Consider the following 13,153-nt stretch of genomic DNA (forward strand, 5'->3'; position numbering starts at 1 on the left):
TTTATTGGTTTTTAGGTATTACTACTGTTTGTATGGCTTTTGGTGCTATTATGAATTCAACGGATTTCCCGTTTAATAGTAAACCGATACTTTTTTCTTTTTCGGTTTCATTAAATATCACGACAGAAATGTTTCCATTGGGGTTTTCCGCAGCAGTAACCAATAGGTCCTTGTCTGAATTGTCAACTCCAATTACCTTGGCGTTAGGCCTAATGAATTTACTAAAGTGCGACATCGTGAAAAAGAGTGGGGTAAAATAAACCTCATCGGCTTCAGGGTCTACGATTACAGGTGCAATGCACCAGTTTTTAAACCAATTGGGTCCCCCTTGTTTATCAAGTACCATATTCCAATCTACCCAGCCATCGACCCTATTGTTGAGGCAACCGATTATATCCCTAGCATAGCGGTTAACGGGCGAGTATTTTGGATGCAGGTGTTTATCTTTTTCAGGTGCCCAGTCCCAACCCCAATCGGTAGCTTCTTTGGACCAGTACCAATTATCATCTTGCCATACGGGGATTTCAGAATCAACACAAGCTTCTGCTTGTATTAAATATTTGTTGGGTGCTTTGTTATGTGCATACTGCAACTCTTCGGGAAAAACTTCAAAGGTGCTGGCATACCAATGTATGGCCGTACCTGCGAAATATTTTGAACTGGCCTCATTTCGAAACATTTCATCTACCCATTCCTTTAGGTGTTCACGATTTTGGTCGTATCCTAGAATTTTCAGATCCCCTTTTCCATCGGCTTCCAATTTAGGCCCTAAATGGTACTCGACGAAGTCGGTCATTTCTTTTGGGCTAAAATGCATGCTTTCCCAGTTATTACCATTGCCAAGAGGTTCATTCTCTACTGTGAAACCCCAAATATCAATCCCTTCATTTTTATAGGCGTCAACGTATTTTGAAAAAAACAATGCCCAAGTATCATAGTATTCGGGAAGCAATTTGCCACCGACCCAATTGTTGTTGTCTTTCATCCAAGGAGCAGCCGTCCATGGCGATGCGAAAATTTTAAATCCATCTTCAGAGGCGGCCATTGCATCCTTGATCATTGGGATAAGGTCATCTTTATCTTCTTCTATAGAAAAGTGTTCCAATTCTTTATCCCCTTCGACAGGACTGTAAGAGTAATTGTCCAATGAAAAATCACAAGAATTCATATGGGTTCTTGTTAGGGAATAATTCGCTCCGTTTTTACTGAAATAGGCATCGATGATTTTTTTACGATTTTCTTTTCCGAGCTTGTTTAATAGGTAGGCGGAAGATTCAGTGAAAGCACCCCCAAAACCTGTTATGGTCTGAAATTGCTCATTGGGATTCAATTTTATCTGTATGGGGTTCCGTACTTCCGGAAATTCCGTAATAAGCTTCAATTGATTGCCCGAAGCTGAGGTTTCATATACCTCTACCGTTAATTGTTCTTCTTTTTCGTTACAACTTACCATGACTAGGATAAGTAGGGTTAGTAGGTAGAAACTGTTTTTTATCATTGTGAAGTACTTTTAATTTATCAATGAAAATTGTTATTATCGTTTAGGATGGGTTAGGCCCGTATAGATTTTCTTTATTTCGTAAAAGGTTTCTTTTTTCTTCCTGTCAATATCGACCATACCCCAAAATTCCTCATTGGGAGTGCCGTCATAGGGCACGCCGGTACTATTCGGAGCCCAGCCGCCTGGATCTTGGGTTTCCGGATTTCCTGCTTTCCACCACCCATCCGTAAAGGAGAACAGGGTTACGCCTGAGCATATATCGGTGTTGTTAAAGACCGCGTTTAAAATGCTTGTATTCGCATCGGCCTGTGCTTTTTGGTTGTTACCCGCTTCATATCCATCTTTTGTGATGGTCATATAGCTGTCTCCACCAGCTTCGGACAAATACATGGGTTTTGGGCTAATTGCACTCCATTCGGAAAAAATAGCTGAGGGATCATCAAAACGATAGACGTTCATACCCCAAACATCGATGTTTTTAGATAGGGACAACGCTAAGGAATCGGGTAATTCGCCATGGGCGGTAGCAACCGGATGTGAAAGATCGTTTTTATGGATAAGCTCGGCAGCATTGTCCATTGCGTAATACCAGTTCTTGACATCACCATTAAACCATTCGGGGTGGTAGTTGTATTCATTTCCCAACTCCCAGAATAATATGGCATCGTGATCTTTATATTTATTTACATAATCGATGAAAGACCCGGAGCGTATATCATAAAATCCCTTTTGGTTATACCCGAAACCAATGATGACTTTAATGCCAGCTGTTTTTAATTGGTCAAGCACAACGACATTATCTATGGGCTCATAAACCCTTATTGTATTAATACCGGCTTCTTCCATTATGGCAATATCCTGGGTTAAATTGCCAAAGTCCCTTTTTTCACTTCCTTTAGGTACAGGGTGATAACAGATTCCTTTAATTAAATAAGGGGATCCATTTACTAATATCTGTCTCCCGGAAACAGTTACTTTTTCAGTTTTAGGGACACTGGAACATGAGCCAAGAAAAATTATCAGGAGCATAAAAATGCCATTTAGATAATTGGATGAATATGTTTTACTCATAGTCCACTTTTTATTGAATTGCCCTTTTAATGGTATATTATTGGTTTAATGTCGTTGCGTTATTCAGGTTTTGTGATTTCACGGGCCAATGGTGGTACCATAACATCATTCATGAGGGCGTCTTTATCGCCGTTATAGGTTTTTGTTATTGGCCGTCCGTCTCGCGTCAATCCATTAAAGACACCTGCATCAACCAAATTCCATATGGGGAATTTTGCTTCACTCTTTAAATTGATCAATCCGAAATGGTTTTCCGATCCCATGGGATTTTCGGCATCTTTCCATTGTTCATCAAAACCCTCGAAATAAAAGCATGAAATACCATTGGCGTTGGTCCAATCCCGCATATGTTTATAATACAAGCCTTGTTTGTATTCATCGGTAGCCCTGGAACCGGTAGGGCCATAGAATCCGTCGGACATAGTAGCCCATCCGGTTTCACCGATATGAATGGGTTTTTGCACGCCCAAACTTTTCATATATCCAGAAACACTATCGTATTGTGATTTTGCGAACTGTAAGGCACGTAGCATGGCCGCATCTATTTTTTCAATATCCGTTAGGCTTTCTTCATTTTCCGGTACGCCCCAAAAAGCTGGATTATAATGGGTATTGTGATAGGGGTAGGTGTGCATGGATATATAATCGACCGCACCGATCAATTTTTCAAGGTCTTTTGTGTGGTATTCTGAGCCGCCGCCGCCCCATGAGGAAAAATCGTCCGAACTGGTTATCCATAGATTTTTGGGTAGCTTGCCTTCTTTTTTTAGATTTTGAAGGTGGGTTACCCATTTCAAGATCACGGCAGGTTGCACATAATAACTGGCCGCCCATTTGACCATGGCTTCGTTCCCTACCGCGATTATCTTAACGATATCGGGATATTCGTTCGCCAACCTAACGGCTTCTTCAATCTGCCAAGTATTGGCTTCGCTTTCCTCATTGTGGTCAGGTTCTTGATTTGTCCATGCATTTTTACAATCGATCCAGGCGCCTAGCATAACATACATTTCAAAACTTGGGTCTTTTTGCTTCAATTCACTAATGGCCTTTAATAAATTGGCTGCCTGTGGTAAGTGCACTTTGTAGGTGCGCACGATTTTTATGCCCATGGCAGACAAAAGTTTCATGTCTTCTTTGAGTTCATCCAAAGTGGGCTCAATATCGTGATCTACATGCCTGTATCCACCATAGGATATGGCCAAGTATTCCGGATTTCCGAGAATATATTTTGCATTTTTACTTGCGGTCTCTTTCACTGTTTTGATATTCGGTGTTTGCTTGGCATTCTCCTTACATGAAAAAGCCATTAGCACCAAAAGCATCATAAAGCAGAATCTAAAATATTCTTTCATCGCTTTTATTTTTTTAGGGTTACGACGATTTGTTTTATTTCACCGGTACGTTCAAAAACCATTTTACTGGTCGGAGCATCAAGGTTTCGCCCGTTTAATTCGAGAATTGAACCTTCGCTGAAATGTATGTTCAATCCTTCTTTTTCGGACAATTTGTAGATTATCGGGATTTGACAATAGGTAAAGGCCAGTGATCCTTCTTCAAGTTGTATTTTTTCAACTTCATTGTTTATATCATAATAACTAAAGACTTTTGATGCCTTTAAAAACTCCTCGACCCGAAGCAAACGGGGGTTGAAGAAGATTTTTCCGTCATTGACATAAACACCAAGTTCCCCAAATCGACTTAGTATATCTTCTTTTACCTGTCCTGTCATTCCTGGTTGCTGTGCGCCTTTTCCTGCCGGTGTATGTGAATAGGGGTCAGTTGGGAACGCGCCATAGAGTTCGGGGGATTTATGAATACCTATACCTGCTTCTATTTCATAATAATGATCAAGTAAACGTCCGATAATCGTTTCATCTTCCTTGTCGGCAACTGCTCTTATACAGATTTCCTGTACCGCCAACAACAATTTTGAGACCATGTGCCAATAAATTGAACCCAAACCTTCATACCCGAAGAAGGTTCCCGATCTACCGGTAAAGGCCTTATGGTTGAATACTTCTTCAAAAGTATCCAATAGCAATGGGGTGTCTTTTTCAACATAGGAGCCATATTGTTCCGGTAAATTTGCCAATGCCTTTTTAAGACTACCTGCATTGTTGAAATTTCCGTTGAAATGGTAATTTCCCAAACCATCTTTTTCAACGATTTGAGTATTGCCGTCTTTGATCAGTTGTTTTATCAAACTTGAGTTCCCGATTTTCTCGGATGGAATGTTGTTTTTATCATAGAAACGGGGAAGTTCCTTGTTCGGATAAAGTATATAGCTGTATTGATCAGGTCTGAATAAGGCACTGTTTTTTAAGGCGTCCAATAGTTCAAGAGCATCTTCACCAAGTATATAACCGGAACTTAAAACGGCTACCTGCCCTTCCAGCATTTCGGAAAGGTAAGAAATGGATACTTCCGTATCATTTTCAGCGGTCATTAAATTATAGGCATGATACAATTTGTCGTCCCTTTTGTTGGCCCTTATACTATGGTCCAAGTACTTTTTGGAAACTTGCAGGAAGTGCAACAGTTCATTTTTTGTAATGCGCTCCTTATTTCCCTCAAAACCATTTTCATAAATGGTGGTCCTGTAGTCGCTACCTGCATTTCCCAGTCCGTCTAACACTGTTTTACGGTCTTTATCGGAAACTTTTCCGGTAAGTATATGGGCATTGCTATCGAAAGTGCCTACTACCTTATTGAAGAACACAGAAAGTTCCTTGGATATTTCACTATCTGCATGGGGCATATTTTCTATTACTCCTTCAAAGAAATCGAGGAACCTTCTCAAATAATACAGGGTTACCATTGATACACCATTGCCTACTAGGGCATTGTTCGCATCGTTCCATTCTGGTCTTTGGGTGTTCATCCAAATACCACCTTCAGGGATGAAGTTGGAAATCTTGGCCAATAGGGTTGCCAAGAGTTTTTCAGTCAGGTTGGCCTTGTAAATCAATGCGTTTTTATCGCTTAACAGAGCTCCATCTGCACCTAATTCATTTCTTTTTTGATTTATTTCAGAGTCTAGACCATCATCGAAAACGATTGTATCCTTAGGATTGGCCAGGATATCTTCATAGCTTTTTATTTTATACGGTACATTGGCGTAAACGAAAATCTCTTGGTTAAAATATGAGGCCAATCTCTTGGGATAATAGCGTTCTATGAATTCCAGGAACTTTAAAAGGTAGATGATCTGGTGATCGCCCCAATAACCAATGTAGGACCAAGGATCGTCCGGTTCTATGGTTTCCCAATCAAATCCGTCTTTGGTTACACGGTAAGGGTTGTAGCCATCGAAGGTTGTTGCGTTCAGGAACTTATGGATCATGTTCTCGATAAACTCGGGATACGAATGTGCCAAGGCTTCCCAGTTTTGGAAAATATCGCGCCAGTTTCCTTCATAATCCAATATTTTGGAACCATCTTCATTTCTTGTGTTGATTGAAAATTTGTTCCAAGGTCTACTGGGATCCCCGTGCCTTCTGCTGAATTTCAACGGCATGTATTCAAAAGCCAGTCTAATAAAATCAGTGTCACCATCTTTGATCGAAAGGTCTTTTAGATCATTGAGTGGGAATTTTTCCGAAAGGCCGGCCAATTCCTTTTCTTTATTATTGAAAACCAATATGTTCGCTTTTTTGAGGTATTTGATGAAATCATTTTTCTCAATTTCATAATTATCATCAAAAATACCCCCTCGCATGATGTTGAAAAGGGTATTGGAAAAATGCCTTGTATTCCTCAGAGTATCCGCTGTCATCTGAAGGCCGTCTGCAGCTCCGTTCAGCTCTACCAAAAGCTTAGATCCCAATTCTATATCTTCTTGAATCAATACGGCCAAATTATTCTCCTTCTTCAATAATTCGGAGACCTTGTTGATCGTTACCATCGTTTGGTTAACGTCGGCAATAATCATCCAGTTCTTCAATTCTTTTGACTGCAAGGAAATATCAGCACAGATAAAATAGGCTCCTTTTTCGGCCTTTATATCTTCTTCTTGTTTTATGGCTTTTCCTTTACGGAAAGCATCAAGCTGTTTGGAAGAAACCAAGTGTTTTGCATTTTTAATCCCTGTAGACCATGCAATGGATGCTTTCAATGCCTCACTTGGTTCGGCCTTGTCCACAATAATGGCACTTAGTCCATAGATGCCAATACCGACTTCGGTATCAAGTTCATTTCTTTTATAGGCATCTACCAAGTTACTTTGCCTATTCTGTAATTCGGATGAAACACCATAGGGAAGAATGTTTTGGATACCGTCCAAAATGGTTACGTTCTTCACTGAATCGGTATTGTTGATCAGCGTTGATTTCCTTACAAATCCAAATTTATCACTGGAACACCATTGGTACCTAAAAGTAAGTCCCAGATCTTCATTGATTTCCTCAAAAACAACTTTATTGCCATATGCATTTTTATACAGGTTTCTTTGGGTCTTGTATATGCCTGTATACCTATCGGAAAAGGGTTCCCATAAAAAGGTTTTATCATCCGTATGTACTTGGAGAATGGTTTTACTACCCGTGATATCGGCAGATTCGGTAATTTTATCATCGGTATAATATGGAAAAAGTGATGATTCACTGTTTTTTCTTCCTGCGGTTAAACCTCCATTGCTCGAAATGAACATCCAATGGTTTGAATCGCTCACAATGCTCATGAAGAAAGGTCTCATGCTGTCACTATTTGAAATTTTGTAATAACTTTCGTTATCAAAATTCACCAGTTCCCCTTTTATTTTATCGGCTTCAAAGGAAGCAATGTTTTTTCCTAAATACATGTGGTTTACTTTTATTTTATCGTCGATATTCTATGTTAAAGGCCCCTTCAAAAAAATGGAAAGGGTTTGTTTTTATTTTTTGCTCAATTTTAAGGTAGATCTTCTATAGCTACCGTTAGTTCTATTTTCGTGTCAATAATTCTTCAACTTCTTCCAATGTTCTGCCCTTGGTCTCAATAACAAATTTGTAGACAAAGAGAATGGCGCAAAAAGAGAGTAGGGCATAGATGGCAAATGTCATTGTTGGCCCAAGGTTAGATAACTCCCAAGGAAAAACCTGGGTTACCGAAAAACTTACCAATGAATTAAAAAAGCCAACTACCGATATGGCTATACCTTTGATCCTACTCGGGAAAATCTCGGATATCAATGCCCACATGACAGGCCCGAGTGAAATAGCGAATGAAGCTACATAAAGCAGTATTGCCATTAATACCAACGTGGCGTTAATTTGGATGAAATTGGTAATCTGATTACGCTTAAAGTCCAAGAACTGTTCTTGGTTCAACTTTGGTTCAATTTTAGAAAAAAGTGCAGCCTGACTGTCAAAGGAACTTCCGTTCAAGTCGGCCAAAGCAATTTTGATTTCGGTGTTGCTGATTTTGTCAAGAGTGTCATCGTTAAAATTATAAGTGGCATTATTAAAGGCCATTGAGGCCATTAAAAGAGCAACGGTCATGAATGATGTTCCTATTAACAATAGTGGCTTTCTTCCCAGTTTATCGATCAACCATATAGCGACAAGTGTAAAAACCAAATTTGTGAGTCCTACCACTATGGCCTGTAGAAAGGACGAATCGGTACTGCCGCCAGCCTGTTCGAATATGGTAGGGGCATAATAGAAAATGGCATTGATACCGGTTATTTGTTGAAAGAATGCGATGCCCAATGCTATGATCATTATGGTCGCGTACTTATTTTTGAATAAATCGGATATTTTACCTTTTTCTTCTTTTTTGGCTATTCCTCTTTGAATCTCCGAAATGGTGACTTCGGCATATTCTGCGCCACCGATTTTGCTCAATGTTTTTTGTGCAGATGTTACATTGTTTAATTTTAAAATCAACCATCGTGGGCTTTTTGGAACTACCCAAAGGGACAGAAAGTAAATGGCAGCAGGTATGGCCTCAACGCCCAGCATCCATCGCCAACTTTCACCTTCAAGGTTTACCAAAAAATAATTGGAAAAATAGGCGACCGATATACCGATAACGATATTCAATTGGTTAAAAGAAACCAAGCTGCCCCTTAATTTTGGAGGGGCAATTTCAGCAATATAAATCGGGGCGATCAAAATGGCACCTCCAATTCCTATACCTCCTATAATCCGTGCAATAATGAATTCGGTATAACCTGTGGCCATTGCCGACCAAGTGGCCGAGATGGTAAAAAATGCGGCTACGATTATGAGTATTTTTTTTCTTCCAAAAAGATCCGCCAAAGGCCCAGCCAATAAATTGCCGGCCATAGCGCCAAAAATCACACACCCGACCGCAAAGCCTAGCATGGAATCGGTCATTTCAAAATAAACCGTTATACCCTTTACCGCCCCAGAGATCACAGCACTATCGAACCCCAATAAAAAACCACCAAGAGCGACTATTAAGCTAATAAGAATGGTATAGGATTTGTTCGTTTTTGGTACTGCATCTACTTTCTGCATGGTTCTGTGATTTAGTGGTTAATTAATCTTTATTAAAGGATTTAATGTTCTATAATTTATGACTTTTATTTGGATAATAAGACCCTTTGAATGGCCTGTTTCTTATCTATTTATCTTCGCTGAATTTTATTCAATTGATAAATATATTAGCTTGGGTTCAACTGTTACGGTTTCTTTATTTTTCTTCTTTATATTGGTGCGATTCACCTTGGTCAATGGTAAAAGTAGGATCTCTATGACAATGTGTAACAAACGATCTTTTTTTTAAGTTTTTCATTGTTTTGATATTTAGGATTATTTCCTGTAAAACCAAATGAATGATTTTGGCAATGCTTTGTTAAAAAAAAATATTAGAAGAAAAAGGTTAGTTTGGACACTAACCTTTTTCAAAACTCAAACAAAAACTCAATCTAACTATTATTGGTAAACCCTTATATAATCTACTTCCATTGTTGCTTCTGTAAAAGAAGCATCTATTGCCCCTCCGAAGTTGCCACCCATGGCAACATTCATGATAATGAACTGGTCGGCATCAAAGGGCCAAGTGTCTCCATCTTTTGTATCCGGGCTATAGGTATAGAATATCTCATCATCTACTAAGAATGAAATCTCATCTTCTGACCAGTTGACCGAATACACATGAAATTCAGAAGTAGCATCGCTAACCGTAACTTCACCGGTATTTACAGTAGCACCGGAACTTGAGGTATTATGAATGGAACCATGTACCGTACCTTCGTCGTTACCCACATGCTCCATAATATCTATCTCGCCACAAGCGGGCCAGCTTACTGTTTCAAAATTTGCCCCTAACATCCAAAGCGCAGGCCATGTGCCGCCCCCTGCTGGTAATTTTGCTCGAATATCGACCCTGCCATGGGTAAACTCGAACAAGTCTTGGGTTTTCATTCTAGCGGAGGTATATTCCGATCCTTCGTAACTTTCCTTTTTGGCCGTAATCTTTAAGGTACCTTCGGAAATGGTTACGTTATCGGTTCTATTGGTGTAGTATTGGGATTCATTATTGCCCCATCCATCGGAACCTTTTCCAATATCATAGGTCCATTTAGCAGAATCCGGAGCCCCGTCGGTATCGAACTCATCTGACCAAATTAAATTGGAATACGTAACATCAACGGTAGTTTCTTCATTTGTAGGTTCATCTTCCGAAGTCAATATTCCGAACCAACCAAGACCATCATTACCAATGGTTTTGATAAACATTTCAGTATCCGTTCTTGAGATTATTTGATAGCTATGGTCACCGCCCACATAAAAACCATGGAATCCGTTACCATCGAATGTTAAGGTCTCTTGGTCGTTTGGTGCGGTTAATGACCAAGTGTCAGTGAAATCGGAAACCGGATAGTTTTCATATTCCCCGTTGGAATTTTCATCCCAAGAAGTTCCGAAATCTGCTAGTAACGGACCGGATTGACCATAAATTGTCTCATTGGTCACATACGTTACCGTACCATCGGATTTAAATGTTATCCTATCGTCATAAGCGCCTAGACCAGCCTTGTCATAAGCTCCCGCAGACCACCAATCGGCAGAAATTCCGTCAGCTGGGCCAACTCCGAAATGCCCTACAGATTCCGCTTTTATCCTCCAGGTTTTTTCACCATCACCATACAGCATCTCCAATAGGTCTTCAGGTGGTTCGTAGGTTGCCAAAACTTCTATCTGGATCGTTTCCGCTGAACTTGTTCCTGCAGTTCCATAGGCCAGTACGGTAACATCATATGTATTGATTCCAACGGTTGAAAAACTTATATCCAATGCACCTAAGGGAGCCATTTCTTCCTTACCGTTATAGATGAACTTATAGGTAATGGCATTGGAAGCGGATGCGGTTAAACTAACCTTGCCCGTCCCGTCACCATAGGGGTTGTCAGTGTCCAATCCTTGTATGTCTACAGTTACCTGCAGGTTCGTCGGTGCAACAATGTCACCGAATTCATACTCTTTTTCTTCGCACGAAACCATAAGAATCGTGATTATCAAGAAAATGGTTTTATAAAATGTTCTACTATTTTTCATAAGTACCTTAATTATTTAGACTTATTAGTTTTGTGAAATATCATCAACGTAGATGGTATAATTATCGGTTCCATCTCCCATGGTCCCATTATCCATTATCAATACTAAATTGTAATAGTCGATATTCGAATCTACTCCGGTGATGTTATAGGTTAATTCCTCCCAACTATTGGCTACTGTAGTGGCTACGGTAATTTCATCAGTGGCAGCGGTATCTGGCCAAGCAGCAGCATCCTCGAATTTCATCAATAAATTCAATCCTGCACGTGGTGACCATACCTTGATCTTGATCGTGGTGCCTTCTTCAATATCGAAAGGTTCTTCTACTGTAATTTTTGATCCGGCCCATGTTTGACCGGCACCTTTGACCAACTGTGCTACTGTAGTGGAAGTATTGCCAGTCGTATCTGGGTTTTCAACCGCGGATATAGACCCTCCATCAAAAGAACTCATTGCGTAATTTTCTTCAAAATCCAAGAATGGGGCAATTGAAATATCATCTACATAAATCGTATAATCACTGCTGCCGTTACCAACGGTTCCATTATCCATAATCAATACCAAATTGTAGTAATATAGACTGGAATCAACACCTGTAATGGTAAACGATAACTCTTCCCAGGCATTGGCAACTGTTGTAGTCGCAGTTATCTCACTTGTGGCAGAGGTGTCGGGCCATACGGCTTCATCCTCGAATTTCATCAATACATTCAATCCTACTCTAGGCGACCATACTTTCATGGTAACTACAGTGTTTTCCGAAATATCATACGGTTCTTCCACTGTTATTTTAGATCCAGCCCAAGTTTGACCGTCGCCTTTGATCAATTCAGCCACGTTTGCCGAGGTGTTCCCGGAAGTATCTGGATTTTCGACCGTTGCAATCGACCCACCATCAAAGGAGCTAAATACATAATCAGATTCAAAATCTATAGGAAGCGAACCACTTACCTCTGAGGTAGATGCCCTATAGAAATATAGGTTGTCTATAAAGACTGTTCCACCAGCCCATGGGTCACCTACGAATTTAAGTTGATGTATGTCGGCTATGGTTAAACCTTGGTCTGTAAAAGCTGATATTGGAATATCGATACTTGTCCATTGATCAGCGGTTAATTCCGAAACCACTGGTTTTTCACCATTGGTTAAGCTGATCAACGAGGTTTCGATGGTGGTTACATCTGCAGTCCAAACATCCATATGTAAATATTCCATTTCTGATAAGTCCTCTGCTGCGGCAAATTGGATGCCCTGATAACTCAGGTTAATGTACTGTAACATGGTATCTCCATTCAAATCGAATTCAGCATAACTGCTACCTTGCCCTGATTGTCCCCAATCCGGGTTAAAATCAACTCCAGAAATATCGGTATACTTGGAACTGTAAACAGAGATTACATCGTTGGCATTTCTCGTTGGTGGGGTAGTTGCAGATGCTATTGGTTGCACAATGGCCACCGCTTCAAATTCCTGGGAATATTCTGTTGTTTCAATAGCACCACCTTTGGCAACAACTCTTATGGTGTACGTGCCAGGTTCAGTATATACATAAGAAACCGTTTCACCTATATTTCCAGAAACGGGATCGTCATTGCCTTCCTCCCCAAAATATACATCAAAGGAAACGGCGTAATCCGCAGTAGCGGTTACATTGACCTGTTTTGAAACAGCTTCATCATTCGCAATGGTGACCTCTAAATTTTCAGGGGCCTTGAACGATACCTCTAAAGGTAATGTGATTTCGGTGCTTAAACCTGTAATTCCGATAGCTTTGATCACTACATTATATGAGCCTTCAGCATATATATGGGTCGTACTTTCACCTTGTGAAACAGTTTCTGCTTCTGCTGTGTCATCACCGTATTGAACGCTATAAGAAACGGCACCTTCACTATTCGGGGTTATCGTTACGCTTCCCGTGTTGTCTTGCGTAACTCCGAACAATGCGGAAACATTTGTGGGAGCAACCGCGGATTCAACGAAATCGAGGTTGTCAAAACTATTATCCTCGCAACCCCAAGCAGTGGTCAAAAGGACAATAGCACTTAAAATATATTTTAATGTTTTCATTTTA

At 40.2% G+C, this 13,153-nt stretch carries 7 protein-coding genes; all 7 read right to left on the minus strand.

What is annotated here, in order from left to right:
• Position 1: 1 nt before the first annotated feature.
• The 7 genes from R3X28_RS17670 to R3X28_RS17700 all read right to left on the minus strand — a co-directional run bounded on the left by R3X28_RS17670 (position 2) and on the right by R3X28_RS17700 (position 13,149).
• A complete protein-coding gene (locus R3X28_RS17670) occupies positions 2-1,498 on the minus strand; it encodes a glycoside hydrolase family 30 protein (RefSeq protein WP_317666094.1) in 1,497 nt (498 codons plus the stop codon).
• 36 nt (positions 1,499-1,534) lie between these two features.
• Positions 1,535-2,572 (minus strand): hypothetical protein, encoded by a 1,038-nt coding sequence (locus R3X28_RS17675; protein ID WP_317666096.1) that lies wholly within the window; start codon positions 2,570-2,572, stop codon positions 1,535-1,537.
• Positions 2,573-2,631: 59 nt separating this feature from the next.
• Positions 2,632-3,927, minus strand: coding sequence for a glycosyl hydrolase family 17 (locus R3X28_RS17680; RefSeq protein WP_317666098.1), 1,296 nt, complete (start codon positions 3,925-3,927; stop codon positions 2,632-2,634).
• Positions 3,928-3,932: 5 nt separating this feature from the next.
• Positions 3,933-7,373 carry a hypothetical protein gene (locus R3X28_RS17685; RefSeq protein WP_317666100.1) on the minus strand — a complete coding sequence of 1,147 codons (3,441 nt, stop codon included), beginning with the start codon at positions 7,371-7,373 and terminating at the stop codon, positions 3,933-3,935.
• A gap of 121 nt (positions 7,374-7,494) precedes the next feature.
• A complete protein-coding gene (locus R3X28_RS17690; RefSeq protein ID WP_317666101.1) occupies positions 7,495-9,036 on the minus strand; it encodes a sugar porter family MFS transporter in 1,542 nt (513 codons plus the stop codon).
• 417 nt (positions 9,037-9,453) lie between these two features.
• Positions 9,454-11,079: a glycoside hydrolase family 16 protein gene (locus R3X28_RS17695; protein WP_317666102.1), complete on the minus strand. Its 1,626-nt coding sequence runs from the start codon at positions 11,077-11,079 to the stop codon at positions 9,454-9,456.
• A 24-nt stretch (positions 11,080-11,103) separates the two neighbouring features.
• Positions 11,104-13,149, minus strand: coding sequence for a PKD domain-containing protein (locus R3X28_RS17700; RefSeq protein WP_317666103.1), 2,046 nt, complete (start codon positions 13,147-13,149; stop codon positions 11,104-11,106).
• Positions 13,150-13,153: the final 4 nt, after the last annotated feature.

Origin of the sequence: Maribacter sp. TH_r10 (assembly GCF_033101095.1) — a bacterium.
Taxonomy (GTDB): Bacteria; Bacteroidota; Bacteroidia; order Flavobacteriales; family Flavobacteriaceae; genus Maribacter_A; species Maribacter_A luteus.